Origin of the sequence: Microvirga thermotolerans (assembly GCF_009363855.1) — a bacterium.
Taxonomy (GTDB): domain Bacteria; phylum Pseudomonadota; class Alphaproteobacteria; order Rhizobiales; family Beijerinckiaceae; genus Microvirga; species Microvirga thermotolerans.
The window spans coordinates 3,175,066-3,195,032 of the sequence record NZ_CP045423.1 but is presented as its reverse complement, the minus strand read 5'-3'; the positions used below and the strand labels follow the sequence as shown (position 1 = coordinate 3,195,032).

Here is a 19,967-nt window from a genome sequence, read left to right as displayed (position 1 = left end):
AGAGCAACGATGAAATTCACCCTCTCCTGGTTGAAGGACCATCTCGACACCGCGGCGTCCCTCGACGAGATCGTGCAGACGCTCACCCGCATCGGCCTGGAGGTCGAGGGAGTCGAGGACAAGGCGAAGGCGCTCGCGCCCTACAAGGTCGCCTACGTGATCTCCGCCGAGCAGCACCCGAACGCCGACCGCCTGCGCGTGTGCATGGTGGACACCGGCGAGGGCGCGCCCGTTCAGGTCGTCTGCGGCGCGCCCAATGCCCGCACCGGCATGAAGAGCGTATTCGCGCCGCCCGGCACTTACATTCCGGGCAAGAACATCACCCTCGGGGTCGGCACCATCCGCGGCGTCGAGAGCCGGGGCATGCTCTGCTCTGCGGCGGAGCTCGAAATCTCCGACGACCACGACGGGATCATCGACCTTCCGGCCGATGCGCCCGTGGGCGCGGCCTATGCCGCCTATGCGGGGCTCGACGATCCGGTGATCGAGATCAACCTGACGCCGAACCGGCCCGACTGCACTTCGATCCACGGCATCGCGCGCGATCTCGCGGCGGCCGGCCTCGGCACCCTCAAGGGCGAGACCCTGCCGGAGATCGCCGGGAAGGGGCCGTGCCCGGTCTCGGTGACTCTCGCCTTTGCCCCCGGCGACGAGAGGCTCTGCCCGGCCTTCGCCCTTCGCCTCGTGCGCGGCGTGAAGAACGGCCCGTCGCCCGAGTGGATGCAGCGCCGCCTGCTCGCCATCGGCCTCAGGCCCATCAACGCGCTGGTGGACATCACCAACTACATGACCTTCGACCGGGGCCGTCCGCTCCACGTGTTCGATGCCAGGAAGGTGAAGGGCAACCTCACCGTGCGTCGCGCGCAGGAGGGCGAGGAGGTGCTCGCTCTCGACGGGCGCACCTACCGGCTCGATCCGGGCAACGTGGTGATCGCCGACGAGGGCGGCGTCGAGTCCATCGCCGGCATCATGGGCGGCGAGCATTCCGGCTGCGACGAGGGCACCACGGACGTGCTGATCGAATCGGCGCTGTGGGATCCGCTCAACATTGCGCAGTCGGGCCGGCGCCTCGGCATCATCACGGATGCGCGCTACCGGTTCGAGCGCGGCGTCGATCCGGCCTTCACGGTGCCGGGGCTCGACCTTGCGACGAAGCTGGTCATGGACCTGTGCGGCGGCGAGCCGAGCGAGGCCGTGGTCGCGGGCAGGATCCCGGAGACCCGCCGCGTCGTCTCCTTCCCCTGGTCCGAGGTGCGGCGCCTGTCCGGTCTCGACCTTGCGCCCGACGAATCGCGGCGGATCCTGGAAAAGCTCGGGTTCGCGGTCGAAGGCTCCGGGGAGCGGGTCGACGTGGTGCCGCCGTCCTGGCGGCCCGACATCGAGGGCAAGGCGGACCTGGTGGAAGAGGTCATACGCGTCGCCGGTCTCGACCGCATCGCGCCTCGGCCCATGCCGCGCCTCGAGGCGGCGGTGGCCAGGCCGATCCTCACCCTCATCCAGAAGCGCACCGTCCTGGCCCGCCGCGCGCTCGCGGTCCGCGGCCTCGTGGAGGCGGTGACCTGGTCGTTCATCGCCAGGGACGAGGCCGAACTGTTCGGCGGCGGCAGCGGCCGCCTAGCGCTGGCCAATCCTATCGCGGCGGACCTGTCCGACATGCGGCCGAGCCTGCTGCCGGGCCTCCTGAAGGCCGCGCAGCGCAATGCCGATCGCGGCTTCGGCGATGTCGCCCTCTTCGAGGTCGGTCAGACCTTCGCCTCGGACGAGCCGGAGGGGCAGTCGATCAAGGCCGCCGCCATCCGCAGGGGCACCGCCCGGGCCGAGGGCGTCGGCCGGCACTGGGACGGCGGCGCGTCGTCCGTGGACGCCTTCGACGCCAAGGCCGACGCCATGTCGCTCCTGGCGGCCCTCGGCGTTCCCGCCGGCGGTCTCCAGGTGGTCGCAGGCGGACCGTCCTGGTTCCACCCGGGCCGCTCGGGCACCCTGCAGTTCGGGCCCAGGAACGTGGTCGGCGCCTTCGGCGAGATCCACCCGAAGATCCTCCGGGCCCTCGACGTGAAGGGCCCCCTGGTGGCCTTCGAGATCGACCTGAGCGCGCTCCCGCCGCCCAAGGCCAAGCCGACGAAGATGAAGCCGAAGCTGACGCTGTCCGACTTCCAGCCGATCGCCCGCGATTTCGCCTTCGTGGTCGGCCGCGACGTGGCGGCGGGCGACATCGTGAAGGCCGCCCAGGCGGCCGAGCGCCAGCTCATCGCGGGCATCAACGTGTTCGACGTCTACGAGGGGCCGGGGATCGAGGAGGGCAGGAAGTCCGTCGCGATCGCCGTCACCCTCCAGCCGACGGATAAGACGCTGACCGACAGCGAGATCGAGGCCGTCTCCGCGAAGATCGTCGCCGAGGTCGGCAAGAAGACCGGCGCGGTGCTGCGCGGGTAACGGCCCTCGCTCCTGTGCGTCATCGCCGTCCCCGGACGTGTTCCGGGAATGGGGATGACGGGCGCGATGCCGGCTTCCTGGTCGCTACGGCCGGGATGCCGTCCCGGCCCCTGTCCCGTTCAGAGGGTTCGTCTCGTCCCACGCGTAGCCGATGGTCTCGAACCGCATGGAGCGGGCGTCCACCATGAGGAGGCGCCCGACCAGGCCTTCGCCGAAGCCGACGATCTCGCGGACGACCTCCATGGCCATGAGGCTTCCCATGACACCGGCGAGCGCCCCGAGGACGCCCGCCTCCGCGCAGGTCGGCACCGCGCCGGGCGGGGGCGGCGAGGGGAAGAGACAGCGGTAGGTGGGGTTCGGCCGCCCGTCCGGCCCGGTCTCGTGGGCCCTGATCGTCGTGAGCGAGCCGTCGAACTGCCCGAGCGCGGCGGTGACGAGGGGTTTCCCTTCCGCGAAGCAGGCGTCGGAGACCGTGTAGCGGGTTTCGAAATTGTCCGAGCCGTCCGCAACGATATCGTAGTCCGAGACGAGACTGCGCGCGTTCCCGGTCGTCAGGCGCACGGCATGGACGTCCACGCTCACGTGCGGGTTGAGGCGCCGGACGGCGCGGGCGGCGCTCTCGGCCTTCGGATCGCCCACGTCCGGCGTCCCGTGGATGACCTGGCGCTGTAGGTTCGACAGGGACACCCGGTCGTCGTCGACGATCCCGATCCGGCCGACCCCCGCGGCTGCGAGATACTGGATCAGGGGCGTTCCGAGTCCCCCCGCTCCGATCGCGAGGACCCGCGCGGCCTTCAGCTTCAGCTGTCCCGGCCCGCCCACGTCCCGCAGCACCAGGTGGCGGGCGTAACGGTCGATCTCGTCGGGGCTCAGCGGCATGGTGCGACCATATAGACATCTCCCCCCGTATCAACCATTCCTTGTAGGAATTGCCTTGCGCGGCTTGACAGGTGCTTGGCGGCATGGCCCTTCCCATGCCATCGTCAGGGCGCAACCGGGTAACAGCCCGGACGACACAGGGAACATGCCGATGACAGCAACCAAGTTCGGCCTCGCTCTCGCGGGCCTCGCTCTCTCCGCCTCGGTGGCCTTCGCGCAGGACGCGTTCAAGCCGGCCATCGTCTACGACCTCGGGGGCAAGTTCGACAAATCCTTCAACGAGGGCGTCCACATGGGCGCCGAGAAGTACAAGAAGGACACCGGGACCGACTACCGCGATTTCGAGCCGCAGAACGACGCTCAGCGCGAGCAGGCCCTGCGCCGCTTCGCCCGCGAGGGGTTCTCCCCCATCGTCGCGGTCGGCTTCAGTCAGGAATCGGCGCTCAAGAAGGTCGCGGACGAGTTCCCGAAGATCAAGTTCGCCATCATCGACGCGGTGGTCGAGAAGCCGAACGTGGAATCCATCGTGTTCAAGGAGCATGAGGGCTCCTTCCTGGTGGGCCTCCTGGCCGCCAAGGCGTCCAAGACCGGCAAGGTCGGTTTCGTGGGCGGCATGGACATCCCGCTCATCCGCAAGTTCGCCTGCGGCTACGTGCAGGGCGTGAAGTACGCCAACAAGAATGCCGAGGTCTTCCAGAACATGACCGGCACCACCGGCGCGGCCTGGGCGGACCCGGTGAAGGGCGGCGAGCTTGCCAAGAGCCAGATCGACCGCGGCGCCGACGTGATCTATCACGCGGCCGGCGGCACCGGCATCGGCGTGCTGCGCGCGGCGGCGGATGCGGGCAAGCTCGGCATCGGCGTCGACTCCAACCAGAACGGCCTGCATCCGGGCAAGGTGCTGACCTCCATGGTCAAGCGCGTGGACGTCGCCACCTACAACGTGTTCGACCAGGTCAAGAAGGGCACCTTCAAGGCCGGCATCAACGTGCTCGGCCTCAAGGAGGACGGCGTGGCCTGGGCGCTCGACGACAACAACAAGTCGCTCATTACCGCCGACATGAAGGCTGCCGCCGACAAGGCCGCCGCCGACATCAAGTCCGGCGCCATCAAGGTGCACGACTACATGTCGGACTCGAAGTGCCCGATGTGATGGGCCGCACGGCTTGTCATTCTCGGTCGAAACCTTAACGTCGCAGGGGACCCGCGCCGGCTGCCGCCGGTGCCGGGTCCCTTTCCGCTCCTTCCGTGACGCGCGGAGCGATGCCCGGGCCCGCTCATGACCTCTGCCATCCAGCTCAACGCCATCAACAAGCGCTTCGGGGCGGTTCACGCCAACAAGGACGTGAGCCTCGACGTGGAGCGCGGCACGATCCACGGCATCGTGGGGGAAAACGGCGCGGGCAAGTCGACGCTCATGTCGATCCTCTACGGATTCTACGAGGCCGATTCCGGTGAAATCCGGGTCGGGGGCCATCCCGTTTCGATCCGCTCTCCCGCCGATGCCATCCGTGCGGGCATCGGCATGGTGCATCAGCACTTCATGCTGGTGGAGCCGCTCTCCGTGGTCGAGAACGTGATGCTGGGCGCCGAGGGCGGGGCCCTGCTGCGCAAGGGCGAAGCCAAGGTGCGGGCGGAACTCGCGCGGCTCGCCCGCGACTACGGCCTGCAGATCGACGTGGACGCTACGGTCGGCGAATTGTCCGTCGGCCTGCAGCAGCGGGTGGAAATCCTCAAGGCGCTCTACCGCGGCGCCGACATCCTCATCCTCGACGAGCCTACCGCCGTGCTCACGCCCGCCGAGGCGGATGCCCTCTTCGAGCTTCTCCGCGCCCTGAAGGCGCAGGGGAAGACCGTCATCCTCATCACCCACAAGCTGCGCGAGATCATGGCGGCGACGGACCGCGTCTCCGTTATGCGCCGCGGCGAGATGGTGGCGACCCTCGAGACCGCGACCACGTCGCCGCCGGAGCTCGCCGAGCTCATGGTCGGGCGCCGGGTGCTGCTGCGCGTCGAGAAGGAGGAGCGCAAGCCGGGCCCGCCGCTGCTGGAAGTCAGCGATCTCTCGGTGGTGGACGCGCGCGGCGTGCTGCGCGTCGCGCGGGCGTCCTTCACCATCCACGCGGGGGAAATCGTCGGCATCGCGGGCGTCTCCGGAAACGGGCAGAGCGAGCTGCTCGAGGCGCTCGCCGGAATGCGCCGGCCGGTGCTCGGCACGATCCGCTTCGAGGGGCGGGAGATCCCGCCCGGCGAGCACAATCCGCACCGGATGCGTCAGCTCGGTCTCCTGCACGTGCCGGAGGACCGGCTGCGCATGGGGCTCGTCCCCGCCTTCCCCGCCTTCGAAAGCGCGGTGCTCGGGTTCAGCGACGAACCGCAGCTGGGCCGCGGGCCGATCCTCGACCATGGCCGCATGGTGGCGGACCTGGCGCGCAAGATGGAGCAGTACGACGTGCGCCCGCCCGCGCCGCGGCTGAAGACCTCGAAGTTCTCCGGCGGCAATCAGCAGAAGATCGTTCTGGCGCGGGAGATCGAACGGAAGCCGAAGGTGCTGCTCGTCGGGCAGCCCACGCGCGGGGTCGACATCGGCGCCATCGAGTTCATCCACCGCCGGCTCGTCGCCTTGCGCGATGCGGGCGTCGGCATCCTTCTCGTCTCCGTGGAGCTCGACGAGATCATGAACCTGTCCGACCGCATCCTCACCATGTGCGGCGGCCAGATCACCGGCGAGCGCCGGGCATCGGAGACGAGCGAGCAGGATCTCGGCCTCCTCATGGCCGGCGTGACCGAGGAGGCCGCATGATGCAGCCTCGTCTCTCCCTCGTGACCCTCGGCGTCTCCGACATGGCCCGCTCCCGCGCGTTCTACGAGGCCTGGGGCTGGAAGGCGTCGGCGGCGAGCGAGCCCGCGGTGACGTTCTTCCAGGCCAACGGCCTCGCGCTCGCCCTGTTCGGCCGCGCCGACCTCGCCCGGGACGCGGGCGTCGAGGACCGGCCGACGGGCTTCGCCGCCGTCACGCTCGCCTACAACGCCCGTTCCAAGGCGGAAGCGGACAACGTCTATGCCCGCGCCATCGCAGCGGGTGCGACGCCGGTCAAGCCGCTTCAGGATGCGGCCTGGGGCGGCTATTCCGGCTATTGCGCCGATCCCGACGGCCATCTCTGGGAGGTGGCCTGGAACCCGTACTTCCCGCTCGACGAGCAGGGCCACCTCTATCTCCCGGACAGTCTGACGTGAGCGCTCCCATCGACCTGCCCAAATGGGCCGATACGGTCCTGGTGCCCGCCGTCTCGGTGGTCGCCGCCTTCCTCGTCGCCGGCCTCGTGGTGGTCGGCATCGGCGAGAACCCCCTCACGGCCACCCGCCTGCTGATCCAGGGCAGCCTGGGAAGCGGGGAGGGGCTCGGCTTCACCCTGTTCTACATGACCGACTTCATCTTCGTCGGCCTCGCCGTGGCGGTCGCGTATCACGCGGGGCTCTTCAACATCGGCGGCGAGGGGCAGGCGACGCTCGCCGGGCTCGGCGTCGCGCTCGCCCTGAACAACCTCACCTTCCTTCCGGGCTTCCTGCTGATTCCGCTCGGCATCCTCGGAGCGGCGGCCTTCGGCGCCGCCTGGGCGGCGATTCCCGGCTATCTGCAGGCGAGGCGCGGCAGCCACATCGTCATCACCACGATCATGTTCAACTGGCTCGCCAGCGTGCTGATCGTCTACCTCCTCGTGAACGTGCTGCGCGCACCCCAGAACATGAACCCGGAGACGCCGGCCTTCCCGCCGCAGGCCTCCATTCCCTTCATGCACGAGGTCTTCGCCGCCTTCGGCATCGAGATTCCCTCCTCGCAGCTCAACCTCACGCTCTTCCTCGCCCTTGCCGCCTCGTACGGCGTGTGGCTCCTCATCTACCGCTCGCGGCTCGGCTATGCGATCCGCGTGGTCGGATCGAGCACCACCGCCGCGGTCTATGCGGGCATCTCGCCCGCGCGCATCATCGTCATCGCCATGGTGCTGTCGGGCGCGCTCGCGGGCGGGCTCGCGGTCAACGAGCTCATGGGCTACCAGCACCGCCTGCTTCTCGAATTCACCGCCGGCTACGGCTTCGTCGGGATCGCCGTCGCGCTCATGGGGCGCGCGCATCCGGTCGGCATCATCCTGTCGTCGCTCCTGTTCGGCATCCTCTATCAGGGCGGCGCGGAACTCGCCTTCGAGCAGCCCGCCATCACCCGCGACATGGTGGTGGTGATCGGAGGCATCATCATCCTCTTCGCGGGCGCCCTGGAAGGCCTGTTCCGGCGCCTCGTAGCGCGCGCGATGCCGCGCCCGGCTCTGGCGAGGGCCTGACCATGCATCCCGCCGATTTCCTCACCCTGCTCGATTCCGGCCTTCGCCTGTCGGTCCCGCTCCTCGCCGCCTGCCTCGCGGGCCTGTGGTCGGAGAAGTCCGGCGTCGTGGACATCGGCCTCGAGGGCAAGATGCTCGTCGCCGCCTTCGCGGCGGCGGCCGCGGCCTATGCATCCGGCTCCGCCTGGGCCGGGCTCGCGGCCGGGATCGGCGCGTCGGTCGTCTTCGCGCTCATCCACGGCTTCGCCGCCATCAGCCAGCGCGGCAACCAGATCGTGTCCGGGGTGGCCATCAACATGCTGGCCGCGGGCCTCACCGCCATCGTCGGAAACGCCTGGTACGGGCAGGGCGGCCGCACACCGCCGCTCGAAGGCAATCAGCGCTTCGGGGACGTGCTGTTCGGCCACTCGACCCTCGTCTTCGTCGCGCTCCTCGCGGTGCCGGTGACATGGTTCGTGCTCGCGCGCACCCGCTTCGGCCTGCGCCTGCGCGCGGTGGGCGAGAACCCGGCCGCGGTCGACACCGCCGGCATCTCCGTCACGGGCCTGCGCTACACCGCCGTCGTCATCGCCGGCGTGCTGTGCGGGATCGGCGGAACCTATCTCTCCGTCGGCCAGTCGGCGGGCTTCCTGCCCAACATGACGGCGGGCAAGGGCTTCATCGCCCTCGCGGCGCTCATCTTCGCCAAGTGGCGGGCCTGGCCGGCTCTCGGCGCCTGTTTCCTGTTCGGGCTCCTCGACGCCCTGTCGATCCGCCTGCAGGGCATCGCGCTGCCGGGCATCGGCGAGGTGCCGGTGCAGGCGATCCAGGCGCTGCCCTATCTCATGACCGTGATCCTCCTGGCGGGCGTGATCGGCACGGCGATTCCGCCGCGCGCATCGGGCGTGCCCTACGTGAAGGAGCGCTGACATGGCCTCTCTCGATGAGCTGTTCTCCGCCGCCAGGGCCGTCCAGCAGCGGGCCTACGCGCCTTATTCCCGCTTCCGGGTGGGCGCCGCCATCGCGACGTCGGACGGGCGGATCTTTTCCGGCTGCAACGTGGAGAATGCCGCCTATCCGGTCGGAAGCTGCGCGGAAGCCGGCGCGATCTCGGCCATGGTCGCGGCGGGCGAGCATCGCATCGCCGCCATCCTCGTGATGGGCGAGGGCGAGCACCTCGTGACGCCCTGCGGCGGCTGCCGCCAGCGCATCCGCGAGTTCGCCGCTCCTGACACGCCGATCCATGTTGCGGGACCGGAGGGAATCCGCAAAAGCTTCACCCTCGAGGCGTTGTTGCCGTACTCGTTCGGGCCCGACAACCTGGGTCCCCGGTAGGGAATCATGATTCATCTGAACGTTCAGGAAGCCGCCGAGTTCGTGCGCGCCAACGGCATCGAAGGCCCCTTCGACGCGGCGATCGTGCTCGGCACCGGGCTCGGTTCCCTCGTGGACGAGCTGACGGAGGCCGCGAGCCTCGCATACGCCGACATCCCCTATTTCCCGCACAGCGGCGTGTCGGGCCATGCGGGGCGTCTCGTCGCCGGACGGATGGAAGGAAGGCGCGTTCTCCTGTTCCAGGGCCGCGCCCATTACTACGAGACGGGCGATGCAGGGGCCATGCGCGTCCCGGTCGCGCTGGTGAAGGAACTCGGGATTCCGGTTCTCCTCCTCACCAACGCGGCGGGGTCCGTGCAGGAGAAGATCCGGCCCGGCAGCCTCGTCGCCGTCGCCGACCATCTCAACCTGTCCGGCGCGAACCCGCTCCTGCGCGACTCGACGGAAGGCCGCTTCGTCTCGCTTACCGGGGCCTACGATGCGGGCCTGCGGGCGACGCTCCGGCGCGCCGCGGAGAGGACGGGGATCGAGCTTCCCGAGGGCGTCTATGCCTGGCTCTCGGGGCCGAGCTTCGAGACGCCCGCGGAGATCCGCATGGTCCAGGTCCTCGGTGGCGATCTCGTCGGCATGTCGACGGTGCCGGAGGTCATCATCGCGCGGTATTACGGCCTGAAGGTCGCGGCGGTCTCCGTCGTCACGAACCTCGCGGCCGGTATCGAGGGAGCCTCGCCCTCCCACCAGGAGACCAAGGACACGGCGGCGGAAGCCGCCGACCGGTTCAAGCGCCTCGTGCGCGCCTTCGTTGCGGAGCTTTCCGATGTCTGATGCCAGTCTCGCCCAGCGCGCCCTGCGCTGTCTCGATCTGACGGACCTGACGGACAACTGCACGGACCAGGCGATCGACGCGCTCTGCGCCAAGGCGCTCGATCCCCGCGGGCCGGTGGCCGCCGTGTGCGTCTGGCCGCAGTTCGTCGGCCGTGCGCGGGAGGCGCTGCGCGGCTCGCCCGTCCGCGTGGCGACGGTGGTCAACTTCCCCGCCGGGGGAGAGGATGTGGAGCGCGTGACGGACGATGTCCGCGAGGCGTTGAGCGACGGCGCGAACGAGGTCGATCTCGTCCTCCCCTACGAGGCCCTGCGCCGCGGCGACCGCGCCGTCGCCTCCGACATGGTCGAGGCGGTGCGCGAGGTCGTCGACCAGGGCCGGACTCTCAAGGTGATCCTCGAAACCGGCATGCTTGCCGAGCCCGCGCTCATTGCGGAGGCGAGCCGCCTCGCCATCGAGGCGGGGGCGGATTTCATCAAGACCTCGACCGGCAAGACCCCGGTTTCCGCCACGCCGCAGGCGGCCGAGATCATGCTTCACGCCATCAGGGATTCCGGCCGCCCCGTCGGCCTGAAGCCGTCCGGCGGCATCCGCACGCTCGCCGACGCCAAGACCTATCTCGACCTCGCCGACCGCATCATGGGACCGGACTGGGCGACGCCGAAGACCTTCCGCATCGGCGCCAGCAGCGTCTTCGACGCGCTGATCGCCGCCATCGAGGGGCGGGCGGGCAGCGCTCCCGCCGGAGTCTATTGAGATGACCCTTCTTCCGCAGGAAATTATCCGCCGCAAGCGCGACGGCGGCGCGCTCGATCCCGAGCACATCCATGCCTTCGTCGAGGGGCTCACCACGGGCAGCGTGTCGGAGGGCCAGGCGGCCTCCTTCGCCATGGCGATCTTCTTCCGCGGCCTTTCGGTGAAGGAGCGCGTGGCGCTCACGCAGGCGATGACGCGCTCGGGCGAGGTGCTGAAATGGGACCTTCCCGGCCCAGTCCTCGACAAGCACTCGACCGGCGGCGTGGGCGACACGGTGAGCCTCGCCCTGGCCCCCGCGGTCGCCGCCTGCGGCGGCTACGTGCCGATGATCTCGGGCCGCGGCCTCGGTCACACCGGCGGCACGCTCGACAAGTTCGACTCGATTCCCGGCTACGTGACGCAGCCCGACATCGAGACGTTCAGGCGCGTCACGCGGGAGGTCGGCTGCGCGGTCATCGGCCAGACGGCGGATCTCGCGCCCGCGGACAAGCGGCTCTATGCGATCCGCGACGTGACGGCGACCGTGGAATCCATCGACCTGATCACCGCGTCGATCCTGTCGAAGAAGCTGGCGGCGGGGCTCCAGGGCCTCGTCATGGACGTGAAGTTCGGCTCCGGCGCGTTCATGGACAATCCCGCCGACGCGCGCGCGCTCGCGGAGAGTCTCGTCCTCGTCGCCAACGGCGCGGGCCTGCCGACGAGCGCGCTGCTCACCGACATGAACGAGCCGCTCGCCTCGGCGGCGGGCAATGCGGTCGAGGTGAACTACATCGTCGACTATCTGACAGGTCGCCGTCGCGAGCCGCGTTTCCATGCGGTGACGGTCGCCCTGTGCGCGGAGATGCTGGTGCTCGGAAAGCTCGCGGCCAACCTGGACGAGGCGCGCGCGCGCATCGAGGCGGCGATTTCTTCGGGACGAGCGGCGGAGATCTTCCAGCGCATGGTGGCGGCGCTCGGCGGGCCTGCGGATTTCCTCGACAAGCCCGGCCGCCACCTCGCCGCCGCTCCCGTTATCCGCCCGGTCCATGCGGAACGCGAGGGCATCGTGCAGCGGATCGCGACCCGTGACGTCGGCGTGGCCGTCGTCGCGCTCGGCGGCGGGCGCACGCGTCCGCAGGATCCCATCGACCATGCGGTGGGGCTCACCGAGCTTGCGGAGGTCGGCGCCGCCGTCGGAAGCAGCCGCCCGCTCGCCATCGTCCACGCCCGCAGCGAGGCCGCGGCGGAGGCTGCCGAGCGGGCCGTCCGCGCGGCCTATACGGTCGGCGATGCCCCGGCCCGCCCGGGCCCCCTCGTCCTCGAACGGATCGGAGCCAAAGCGTGACCCTTCTCGTCGCCCTGACGTGGGACCCGAAGCCCTGGGTGGAGCGGTTCCGCCTCTACCTGCCCGAGCATCCCGTCGCGGTGCTCGGGGAGGCCTTCGACAGGAGCCGCGTGCGCTACGTCGCGACCTGGGGGCCGAAGCCCGGCAGCCTGTCGGACCTGCCGGCGCTCGAAGCCATCTTCTCTCTCGGCGCCGGGGTCGATCACCTGATGGGCTATCCCGGCCTTCCCGACGTGCCGATCGTGCGCGTGGCGCAGGACGATCTCACCAACCGCATGAGCGAGTACGTGGTCCTGCATTGCCTGATGTATCTGCGCGACCAGCGCCGCTACGACGCGGATCAGCGCGCCCGGCGCTGGGAGCCCGACAAGGCTCCGCCGATCGCCGGAGACGTGAGGGTCGGCGTCATGGGCTTCGGCGTGCTCGGCCAGGATGCGGCCCGCAAGCTCAAGGCGATGGGCTTCGACGTCGCCGGCTGGAGCCGCACGCCGAAATCCGTCGAGGGCTTCGAGGTCTATTCCGGCGAGGACGGCCTCGAGCGCTTCCTCGCCCGCACGGGCATTCTCGTGAGCCTTCTTCCTCTCACGCCGGAGACGCGGGGCATTCTCAACGCCTCCCTGTTCGCGAAGCTCGCCCGCGACGGCAGGCTCGGCGGGCCGATCCTCATCAATGCGGGGCGGGGCGGGCTTCAGGTCGAAGCGGACATCCTCGCCGCCTTGGACGGCGGGGTCCTGCGGGCGGCGACCCTCGACGTGTTCGAGGTGGAGCCCCTGCCGCAGGACTCGCCGCTCTGGTCCCACCCCCGCGTGACCGTGACGCCCCACAATTCCGCGGTGAGCGACCCGGACATGACGGCGCTCTACGTCGCGAAGCAGATCCGACGCCACGAGGCCGGGGAGCCGTTCCAGAACGTCGTCGACCGGACGCGGGGATATTGAGGGCGCGCTTCAGGAGCGGCGGCGCCCGCTGCTCCCGGGGCATTCACCCCTTCCGCAGCGGCAAGCGCTTGACGGAGCTGATCGGACCGTAGCTCGTGAGGCGGATGCGCTCCTCCGCGACCGACAGCGGCTCGACGAGGACCTGCATCGTGTGGCCGGTGGCGTGGATGAGGCGCGTGGCGTCGACCATCAGCCCCACATGCCCCTTCCAGAATACCAGGTCGCCGCGCTGCAATCCGGACAGTCCGGGCGTGACGGGAACGGGGGTTCCGAGGCGCGCCTCCTGCATGTCGCTGTCGCGGGGAGCCGCGATCCCCGCCGCGCTCAGCGCCGTCTGGGCGAGGCCCGAGCAGTCGAGGCCGAGGCTGGTCTTGCCGCCCCACAGGTACGGCGTGTGAAGGAAGCGTTCCGCGACGGCGACCGGGTCGCTCTCCCAGGTGCCGAGGGCCGAGAGATGCGGGGCATAGACGAAGCCGCCGGTCGCGAGCCGGGCGTAGTCCCCCTCGATCTCCGCCACCGCGACCTTGGAGTTCAGGGTCAGCCAGCCGCCGTGCGGCAGCTTCAGGTTCGGGCCGGGGTAGACGAAGGTGCGCAGGGCGCGGACCCGGTGGGTCGGTTCCGGATCGGGAGCGCCGAGGTCGTCGCTCCGGAGATATCCCACATAGCCGTCGTCGTGCAGCTGCACCCAGGCCCAGCCTTCATGCTCGTCGTAGACCGTCACGCTCTCGCCCCAGATGGCCTGGGTGTCGACCGGCGCTTCGGGGGAGGGGTGGCGGTGGAGGGAGGTGACGGCGCAGGCGATGCGCCTGTGCGTGCCTGCCGTGAACCGCTCCGCTTCCACCAAGCCGCGCAGCCTCTCGTCGGCCAAGTCTGCGCGGACGGGGGTGGTGCGGCGGTCGAAGGTCATCGGGGCAACTCCTTGGCGCGGGCCATGATGAGGTCTCCTAACCTCTCCACGGCCAGAGCGCCAGCGACCGTGCGCTGAATGACGACGTTGCGCCTGTCCGCCTCGTCCCGGCGGCGCGAGACCAGGTCGAGCTTGCCCATGGTGTCCAGGGCCCGGGTGACGACGGGCTTCGTCACGCCGAGCTTGCGCGCGAGGCCGCGGACGGTGTGCGGGGGCGGCTCGAGATAGATGGTGAGCAGGATGGCGACCTGGCGCGCGGACAGGTCGCTCCCTTCGCGCACGAGGTCGAGATGGACGTCGTGCCACAGCTTCAGAGCCTGGAATGCGCGCAGTTCGACAGGCATGGCACCACCGCTCGGTCGGAGCCGGATTATCCGGCCCCGCCTCTCGGGGCGCAACGGGCGCCTGCGCTTATGCTTTAGGAACCGTAGCGCTTCTTGAGGAGCGAATACATGAGGCGCGCCGCCTGGACCTCGCCGCCTTCCGGGCGGCCGGGACGGGTGGCGCTGTTCCAGGCGAAGATGTCGAAATGGACCCAGGCGCGGGCGGCGGACACGAAGCGGCTCAGGAACAGGGCCGCCGTGACCGACCCCGCCATCGGTCCGCCCGTGTTGTTCACGTCCGCATACTTGGAGTCGAGCAGGCTCTGGTAGGGGTGCCAGAGCGGCAGGCGCCACACCGGATCGTTCACGGCCAGCCCCTCCCGCGCGATCTCCGCCGCCAGCGTCTCGTCCTCCGTGTAGAAGGGCGGCAGCTCGGGCCCGAGGGCGACGCGCGCGGCGCCGGTGAGGGTCGCGAAATCCACCACGAGGTCGGGATTTTCCTCGTCCGCGAGGGCGAGGGCGTCGGCGAGGATCAGCCGGCCCTCCGCGTCCGTGTTGCCGATCTCGACGGTCAGCCCCTTGCGGCTGTGGAGGATGTCGCCGGGGCGGAAGGCGTTGGCGGAAATGGAGTTCTCGACGGCGGGGATCAGCACGCGCAGGCGCACGGGCAGCTTCGCGCCCATGATCATGTCGGCCAAAGCCAGCGCGGCGGCGGAGCCGCCCATGTCCTTGCGCATCATCAGCATGGAGGCGGCGGGCTTGATGTCCAGGCCGCCCGTGTCGAAGGCCACACCCTTGCCGACGAGGGTGACGCGCGGCGCGTCGGCCCGGCCCCAGGTGAGGTCGATGAGGCGCGGCGGCGTGGCGGACGCGCGTCCGACCGCATGGATCATGGGAAAGTTCTGCGCCAGCAGGTCGTCGCCGACGATGCTCCTGAACGCGGCTCCGTGCCTGTCCGCGAGCTTGCGCGCTGCCGCTTCGATCCCGTCGGGGCCGAGGTCGCTCGTGGGCGTGTTGACGAGGTCGCGGCTCGCCGCGACCGCCTCGGCGATCCGCGTCACGTCCTCGCCGTCGACCCCGGCGGGCAGGACGAGGCGCACGGTCTTGCCGCTGCGCTTGCGGTAGCGATCGAAGGAATAGGCGCCGAGGACCCAGGCGAGCGTGGCCAGGGTCGGATCGGGCGCCGTAGTCTCGAACCGGTAGGTTCCTTCGGGCAGCAGGGACGACAGCTTGCCGGGCAGGAAGGGGTCGGCCCGCTTCGCATCCGGGGCGTCGAGCCCGAAAGCGACGCCGAGAAGGTTTCCGTCCCCGTCGGGAAGGAGGCAATGGGTGCCGGCCTTGGCTTCGAACGTCTGCGCCTTCGCGAAGGCCTGGGCCTGCGCGGGCAGCTTCCCGGCGATCTCGGGCCAGGTCTTCTCGTCGGCGAGCCAGATCGGCAGGGACGCGGAATCGGAGGCGGCGAGCAGGGGATGGAGCATGAGAGGAACTCGGCGAAGGAGGGACTCAAGGAGTGGGTCGGGCGGATTGTATGCGCCTGCCGGCAGGTTTCCATCCGCAAAACGGGACCGGCCGGTCATGTCCCGCCCCAGGGCCATGCGCTTGGGGCAGGGCTCGCGTCACGGAATGCCTTCAGGGCAGGCGGACGCCGTCACTGCGGCGGCACATGGCGGACGATCCGCCCCAGGCCCGCGATCAGGGCATCGCGAGGCGGCTTGGTGACGACGGCGACCCCGTGGCGGGCGAGAGCGCGGGCGTAGAGTTCGGCCCGATGGGAATCGGCCAGGACCGTCACTTCCTCCAGGCCCGGGTGAGAGGCGAGGGCGCCGTTGATCTCGTCGCCCGTGAGGAGACCGGAGAGATAGGGGCCGAGGAAATCCGTTCCCATCCGCCCGGAGACCACTGCCGCCCGCGCCTCGAAGAGCAGGTGGAGCAGGCCCATGGGCCGCCCCTTGTCAGGATTGTTGCGCTCGGCCGCGTCGAGGCCCAGGTCGAACCCGCGCGGGTCCTCGGGCTCGGTGGCCGGACGGCCGATCATGGAGTGCTCCCGCAGCAGGGCATACATCTCGCCGGTCATGGAAGTGGCGAAGCGTTCGATGCGGCCCTCCCTCATGACGATCCATTTCGGGTGCGTGCCGGCGGCGCAGACGATCCCGTCCGCGACCCCGGAGCCGAGGGCGAGGGTCTCCTCCCCGCGCATCACGTCCGCAGCGCCGGGGGCCGGCTCGCAGAACAGGCCCGGCACGATGTGCCCCCGGCGGTTGCCGCCGAGATCGACCGCCACCAGGGCCTTCGCGATCTCCTCCGGCCCTGCCGGACAATGCGCATAGGGGGCTTCGACCCAGCCCTCCCGGCTTCCGACCATGCCGACCAGCAGGACCGGCGCCTCCGGCTCCGCCTGGAGCCATTGTCCGCAATGCCGGAAAAAGACCTCCCGGTGCTGCCCCGGCCGCAGGTGGGAGACGCCCTCGTCCGAGGCGACCATGTCGAGGACCGTTTCGTCCTCCAGGAGATAGGCGCGGAAGCGGGTGGTTCCCCAGTCGGCGACGATGAAGCGCACGGCGAGTTCCAGACGTTGGACGGCGTTGCGACGCGGCGGGGCTCAGCGCGTCCCGTACATCCGGTCGCCCGCATCGCCGAGGCCGGGCACGATGTAGCCGTGGTCGTTCAGGCGTTCGTCGATGGAGGCGGTCCAGATATGGACGTCGGGATGCGCGCCGCGCAGCTTCTCGATGCCTTCCGGCGCGGCGAGCAGGCACACGAAGCGCAGGTCCTTCGCGCCGCGCTCCTTCAGGCGGTCGATGGCCGCCACCGCGGAATTGGCGGTCGCCAGCATGGGATCGAGCACGAGCACCATGCGATCCGCGAGGTCCGACGGCGCCTTGAAATAATATTCCACGGCCTGGAGCGATTCCGGGTCGCGGTAGAGGCCGATATGGGCCACGCGGGCGGCGGGGACGAGGGTGAGCATGCCGTCGAGAAAGCCGACGCCGGCGCGCAGGATGGGCGCGAACACGAGCTTCTTGCCGGCGATCTGCACGCCCTCGGTGGTGGTGAGCGGGGTTTCGATCTGGATACGCTCCACCGGCAGGTCGCGAGTCACCTCGTAGCAGAGCAGCATACCGATCTCGTTGAGGAGTTGCCGGAAGCCCTTGGTCGAACGCTCCTTGTCGCGCATGAGGGTCAGCTTGTGCTGGACCAGCGGATGGTCGACCACGGTGACGCCCTGCATGTTGTGTACGCCTTTGATCGTCTTGTGCTGATTCATCTAAAACACCGTTCCGTCGCTGATGATGGTCAAAGGGGGCGAACCGTCGCCGCGCCGTTCCTTAGCCAATCTGCGTCCCGTCGCCCAGGTGCCGCCTTCCAGCGCCTTCGCGAGCGGGAAGTCCTCCGGCTTCAACCCTAGCGCCCGCCGGATCGGTTCGGCAATCCGGTCGAGAAGGGCGACGGTCAGCGCCCGCCATTCCACCACGAGGGTCGAGTCGACCGGGTGGGGCTGCGCCGCCTCCGCCGGATCCTTGAGGGCGAGCACGCCCGAATCGAGGAAGAGGCCGCCGTTGCGGTATTCGGGCAGGCCGGTGAGCCCGTCGATCTCCACCACCGTGTAGCCCGCCCATTCCAGGGGCTCGATGAGGGAATAGCTCAGCCACTGGGAGAGCTTGTGGAACGGGATCAGGCCGTTCGTGGCGTCCGGCGCCTCCACGAGGGGATGACGCCAGGTGTCGCCCAGATCGACCCCGCCCAGCTCGATGCGGCCCGGCCAGATGGAGCCGAGATGGTTCAGGATGGCTTCCAGGATCGCCGGGGCCCGGATGCGTCCCTCCGCGTCGGCTCCCGCGGCGAGCACGTCGAACAGGCCGCCCGGGCGCGGGTCGTCGTGCCGGCCGAAGATGTCCGGGTTCGTGGCGACCGCGCGTCCAAGGCGGTTGAGGAGCGCGGCGCGGCCTTCCAGCCCGACGAGCGGGTTGCCCGGCGAGACCTGGAACCCGTGCGCCAGATCGTCGGCGGTGAGGGCGAGGAGCACATCCGCATCGACCCGGAACGGGTCCTCCGCCCGGCTCGAGAAGGCGCCGCTCACGAACATGTCGAAGCTCGCAACGGCCAGGCCCTCCGAGCGGGCGAAGGTCTCACCCGTGCGGCCCTCCTCGTAGCGCCACTGCGCGCCGGCACCCGCGTCGAGGAGAACGGACACGATGGCGAGATCGAAGGCGGCGCGTGCCATCTGGCCCGCATCGGACCAGGGAGCGCCGTGCATCACCGCGTCCCACCGGTCATGCCCGCCGGCGGAAAAATGCCTCCAGCGGGCGTGGAAGGGGATGTCGAGGGAAGGATAGGCCGTGCGGATCGTCGCCACGACCGCCTCGGCACAGGCGTCGAGCCGCTCGGGATGGACCGTGAAGTGCCGGAGGCGCCCCGCAAGGCCGTGCTCCAGGATCTGGTGCGACCGCTCGCGGACGGCGGCGGCGTTCAAGAGGGTGCGGGCGGCTTTCGTTTCCGCCGAGGGGACAGGCTGGTCGGTCACGCGGGACTCCGGTGCTCTCCTTGTGGGGGCGAGCGATAGCATGGATCGGGGCCGGGCGGCCGCGCGCCGCCGGGCCGATTGGGGAGAAGGTTAAGACGCGGGAAGGGCGCGACCTTCAGAATCGCTCCAGGTCGCGGCCCTTCACCTGGTCGAGGGCGGAGGGATCGGGTGCGCCGTCCGGCGTATAGTAGCCGGCGGCCTTCTTGGCCTCGAGTTCCACCTGCGCGTCCGGCGGCACGAGCTCGGGCGGGATCGGCACCCGCTCCACGACCTCGATGCCCGAGCCCGTGATCGCGTCGTACTTCATGTTGGACATGGACATCAGCCGGTCGATGCGGCGGATGCCGAGCCAGTGCAGCACGTCCGGCATGAGCTGCTGGAAGCGCGCGTCCTGCACGCCCGCGACGCATTCGGTGCGCTCGAAGTAGGTTGCTGCGGAATCGCCGCCCTCCTGCCGCTTGCGCGCATTGTAGACGAGGAACTTCGTCACCTCGCCGAGGGCGCGGCCTTCCTTGCGGTTGTAGGCGATGACGCCGACGCCCCCGCTCTGCGCCTCCTTCACGCATTCCTCGATGCCGTGGACGAGATAGGGGCGGCAGGTGCAGATGTCGGAGCCGAACACGTCCGAGCCGTTGCACTCGTCGTGCACGCGGCAGGCGATCCGCCGCCTGGGATCGCCGAGCCCCGCCACGTCGCCGATGATGTAGACGGTGGTGTTGCCGATGGGCGGCAGGAAGACGCTCATGTCGGGGCGCGTCACCAATTCGGGGAACATGCCGCCGGTCTGCTCGAACAGGGTGCGGCGCAACTCGCCCTCCGAGCAGCCGAACCGCTCGGCGATGCCGGGCAGGTACCAGACCGGATCGATGGCGATCTTGGTAACGGAGATGTCGCCGGAGGCATGCAGCACGCCGCCGTCCGCCTCGAGCCGCTTCGAGCCCATGGCGGCGAGGATCTCGGGCATGTTCAGCCGCGCCTTGGTGATGGCGATGGTCGGGCGGATGTCGACTCCGCTTGCGATCTCCTCCTGGAACACCTGGCCGACCAGATGGCCCCAGGGATCGAGGGAGACGATCCGCCCCGGCTCCGACCATTGCGGATGCGGGCCGATCTCCGCGGTCGGGTGCGTGTTGCGCAGGTCGGGACGGGCGAGGGGGTTGAGGGCGCGGGCGGAGATCGCGAGAGCTCGGTAGAGGGAATAGGACCCGCCATGGGCGCCGATCACGTTGCGGTCGGCCGGATTGGTGACGGAGCCGATGATCGGGCCCCGCTCCCGCGGGTCGGCGGCTCCCCAGCGGATGGGGCGGCGAAGGGTGGCCGCGTTCGGCTCGGGATGGGACGTCAGCCGGATATGGGTCGAACGATTGGGCGAGTTCATGTGACCTTCCACGCGAGAACGGGAAGACTCCCC

19 protein-coding genes are annotated in these 19,967 nt (G+C 69.8%); 11 read left to right on the top strand and 8 right to left on the bottom strand.

From position 1 onward, the window contains the following. Nucleotides 1-9: 9 nt before the first annotated feature. Nucleotides 10-2,433, top strand: a complete 2,424-nt coding sequence (pheT, locus tag GDR74_RS15225; RefSeq protein ID WP_152587090.1) for a phenylalanine--tRNA ligase subunit beta — start codon at nucleotides 10-12, stop codon at nucleotides 2,431-2,433. 84 nt (nucleotides 2,434-2,517) lie between these two features. On the opposite strand, the gene GDR74_RS15220 is transcribed toward pheT, so the two are convergent. Beyond that, the gene (locus GDR74_RS15220; protein WP_152587089.1) at nucleotides 2,518-3,312 is read right to left on the bottom strand and encodes a HesA/MoeB/ThiF family protein; all 795 of its coding nucleotides are present in this window, start codon (nucleotides 3,310-3,312) and stop codon (nucleotides 2,518-2,520) included. Nucleotides 3,313-3,463: 151 nt separating this feature from the next. Here GDR74_RS15220 and GDR74_RS15215 point away from each other — a divergent pair, with 151 nt between their 5' ends. The 10 genes from GDR74_RS15215 to GDR74_RS15170 all read left to right on the top strand — a co-directional run bounded on the left by GDR74_RS15215 (nucleotide 3,464) and on the right by GDR74_RS15170 (nucleotide 12,804). Continuing rightward, nucleotides 3,464-4,465, top strand: a complete 1,002-nt coding sequence (locus tag GDR74_RS15215) for a BMP family lipoprotein (protein ID WP_152587088.1) — start codon at nucleotides 3,464-3,466, stop codon at nucleotides 4,463-4,465. A 126-nt stretch (nucleotides 4,466-4,591) separates the two neighbouring features. Beyond that, a complete protein-coding gene (locus GDR74_RS15210; RefSeq protein WP_152587087.1) occupies nucleotides 4,592-6,115 on the top strand; it encodes an ABC transporter ATP-binding protein in 1,524 nt (507 codons plus the stop codon). Further along, complete coding sequence (locus tag GDR74_RS15205; RefSeq protein ID WP_152587803.1) at nucleotides 6,115-6,549, top strand: VOC family protein; 435 nt, start codon at nucleotides 6,115-6,117, stop codon at nucleotides 6,547-6,549. The genes GDR74_RS15210 and GDR74_RS15205 overlap by 1 nt, the downstream gene beginning before the upstream one ends. Then, nucleotides 6,546-7,649: an ABC transporter permease gene (locus GDR74_RS15200; RefSeq protein WP_152587086.1), complete on the top strand. Its 1,104-nt coding sequence runs from the start codon at nucleotides 6,546-6,548 to the stop codon at nucleotides 7,647-7,649. Before GDR74_RS15205 ends, GDR74_RS15200 begins: the two co-directional genes overlap by 4 nt. A gap of 2 nt (nucleotides 7,650-7,651) precedes the next feature. After that, the gene (locus GDR74_RS15195; RefSeq protein WP_152587085.1) at nucleotides 7,652-8,557 is read left to right on the top strand and encodes an ABC transporter permease; all 906 of its coding nucleotides are present in this window, start codon (nucleotides 7,652-7,654) and stop codon (nucleotides 8,555-8,557) included. A 1-nt stretch (nucleotide 8,558) separates the two neighbouring features. Further along, complete coding sequence (locus tag GDR74_RS15190; RefSeq protein ID WP_152587084.1) at nucleotides 8,559-8,963, top strand: cytidine deaminase; 405 nt, start codon at nucleotides 8,559-8,561, stop codon at nucleotides 8,961-8,963. A gap of 6 nt (nucleotides 8,964-8,969) precedes the next feature. Further along, a complete protein-coding gene (locus tag GDR74_RS15185) occupies nucleotides 8,970-9,788 on the top strand; it encodes a purine-nucleoside phosphorylase (protein ID WP_194164557.1) in 819 nt (272 codons plus the stop codon). After that, entirely contained in the window at nucleotides 9,781-10,542 is a 762-nt protein-coding gene (gene deoC / locus GDR74_RS15180; protein WP_152587083.1) for a deoxyribose-phosphate aldolase, read from the top strand. Before GDR74_RS15185 ends, deoC begins: the two co-directional genes overlap by 8 nt. 1 nt (nucleotide 10,543) lies before the next feature. Then, nucleotides 10,544-11,866 (top strand): thymidine phosphorylase, encoded by a 1,323-nt coding sequence (deoA, locus tag GDR74_RS15175; protein WP_152587082.1) that lies wholly within the window; start codon nucleotides 10,544-10,546, stop codon nucleotides 11,864-11,866. Further along, the gene (locus tag GDR74_RS15170) at nucleotides 11,863-12,804 is read left to right on the top strand and encodes a 2-hydroxyacid dehydrogenase (protein ID WP_152587081.1); all 942 of its coding nucleotides are present in this window, start codon (nucleotides 11,863-11,865) and stop codon (nucleotides 12,802-12,804) included. Before deoA ends, GDR74_RS15170 begins: the two co-directional genes overlap by 4 nt. 43 nt (nucleotides 12,805-12,847) lie before the next feature. Here the strand turns inward: GDR74_RS15170 and GDR74_RS15165 are convergent, their stop codons facing one another. The 7 genes from GDR74_RS15165 to GDR74_RS15135 all read right to left on the bottom strand — a co-directional run bounded on the left by GDR74_RS15165 (nucleotide 12,848) and on the right by GDR74_RS15135 (nucleotide 19,934). Next, nucleotides 12,848-13,711 (bottom strand): C40 family peptidase, encoded by an 864-nt coding sequence (locus GDR74_RS15165; protein ID WP_152587080.1) that lies wholly within the window; start codon nucleotides 13,709-13,711, stop codon nucleotides 12,848-12,850. Then, complete coding sequence (locus GDR74_RS15160; RefSeq protein WP_152587079.1) at nucleotides 13,708-14,055, bottom strand: MarR family transcriptional regulator; 348 nt, start codon at nucleotides 14,053-14,055, stop codon at nucleotides 13,708-13,710. The genes GDR74_RS15165 and GDR74_RS15160 overlap by 4 nt, the downstream gene beginning before the upstream one ends. A gap of 74 nt (nucleotides 14,056-14,129) precedes the next feature. After that, nucleotides 14,130-15,512, bottom strand: a complete 1,383-nt coding sequence (locus GDR74_RS15155) for a leucyl aminopeptidase family protein (protein ID WP_152587078.1) — start codon at nucleotides 15,510-15,512, stop codon at nucleotides 14,130-14,132. 170 nt (nucleotides 15,513-15,682) lie between these two features. Continuing rightward, on the bottom strand, nucleotides 15,683-16,591 hold the full coding sequence (locus GDR74_RS15150) for a 2-dehydro-3-deoxygalactonokinase (protein WP_194164556.1): 909 nt from the start codon (nucleotides 16,589-16,591) through the stop codon (nucleotides 15,683-15,685). Between the two features lie 42 nt (nucleotides 16,592-16,633). Continuing rightward, nucleotides 16,634-17,263 carry a uracil phosphoribosyltransferase gene (upp, locus tag GDR74_RS15145; protein WP_152587801.1) on the bottom strand — a complete coding sequence of 210 codons (630 nt, stop codon included), beginning with the start codon at nucleotides 17,261-17,263 and terminating at the stop codon, nucleotides 16,634-16,636. Between the two features lie 36 nt (nucleotides 17,264-17,299). Then, entirely contained in the window at nucleotides 17,300-18,556 is a 1,257-nt protein-coding gene (locus GDR74_RS15140) for a URC4/urg3 family protein (RefSeq protein ID WP_246179625.1), read from the bottom strand. 115 nt (nucleotides 18,557-18,671) lie between these two features. Then, nucleotides 18,672-19,934, bottom strand: a complete 1,263-nt coding sequence (locus tag GDR74_RS15135) for a GTP cyclohydrolase II (RefSeq protein ID WP_152587075.1) — start codon at nucleotides 19,932-19,934, stop codon at nucleotides 18,672-18,674. Nucleotides 19,935-19,967 lie beyond the last annotated feature (33 nt).

Excerpts from the sequence above, each read along its gene's own strand:
- GDR74_RS15205 (WP_152587803.1), top strand. The coding sequence starts at position 6,115 with ATGCAGCCTCGTCTCTCCCTCGTGACCCTCGGCGTCTCCGACATGGCC.
- GDR74_RS15210 (WP_152587087.1), top strand. The coding sequence starts at position 4,592 with ATGACCTCTGCCATCCAGCTCAACGCCATCAACAAGCGCTTCGGGGCG.
- deoA (WP_152587082.1), top strand. The coding sequence starts at position 10,544 with ATGACCCTTCTTCCGCAGGAAATTATCCGCCGCAAGCGCGACGGCGGC.
- GDR74_RS15220 (WP_152587089.1), bottom strand. The coding sequence starts at position 3,312 with ATGCCGCTGAGCCCCGACGAGATCGACCGTTACGCCCGCCACCTGGTG.
- GDR74_RS15155 (WP_152587078.1), bottom strand. The coding sequence starts at position 15,512 with ATGCTCCATCCCCTGCTCGCCGCCTCCGATTCCGCGTCCCTGCCGATC.
- pheT (WP_152587090.1), top strand. The coding sequence starts at position 10 with ATGAAATTCACCCTCTCCTGGTTGAAGGACCATCTCGACACCGCGGCG.
- deoC (WP_152587083.1), top strand. The coding sequence starts at position 9,781 with ATGTCTGATGCCAGTCTCGCCCAGCGCGCCCTGCGCTGTCTCGATCTG.
- GDR74_RS15160 (WP_152587079.1), bottom strand. The coding sequence starts at position 14,055 with ATGCCTGTCGAACTGCGCGCATTCCAGGCTCTGAAGCTGTGGCACGAC.
- GDR74_RS15190 (WP_152587084.1), top strand. The coding sequence starts at position 8,559 with ATGGCCTCTCTCGATGAGCTGTTCTCCGCCGCCAGGGCCGTCCAGCAG.
- GDR74_RS15135 (WP_152587075.1), bottom strand. The coding sequence starts at position 19,934 with ATGAACTCGCCCAATCGTTCGACCCATATCCGGCTGACGTCCCATCCC.
- upp (WP_152587801.1), bottom strand. The coding sequence starts at position 17,263 with ATGCAGGGCGTCACCGTGGTCGACCATCCGCTGGTCCAGCACAAGCTG.
- GDR74_RS15185 (WP_194164557.1), top strand. The coding sequence starts at position 8,970 with ATGATTCATCTGAACGTTCAGGAAGCCGCCGAGTTCGTGCGCGCCAAC.
- GDR74_RS15215 (WP_152587088.1), top strand. The coding sequence starts at position 3,464 with ATGACAGCAACCAAGTTCGGCCTCGCTCTCGCGGGCCTCGCTCTCTCC.
- GDR74_RS15165 (WP_152587080.1), bottom strand. The coding sequence starts at position 13,711 with ATGACCTTCGACCGCCGCACCACCCCCGTCCGCGCAGACTTGGCCGAC.
- GDR74_RS15195 (WP_152587085.1), top strand. The coding sequence starts at position 7,652 with ATGCATCCCGCCGATTTCCTCACCCTGCTCGATTCCGGCCTTCGCCTG.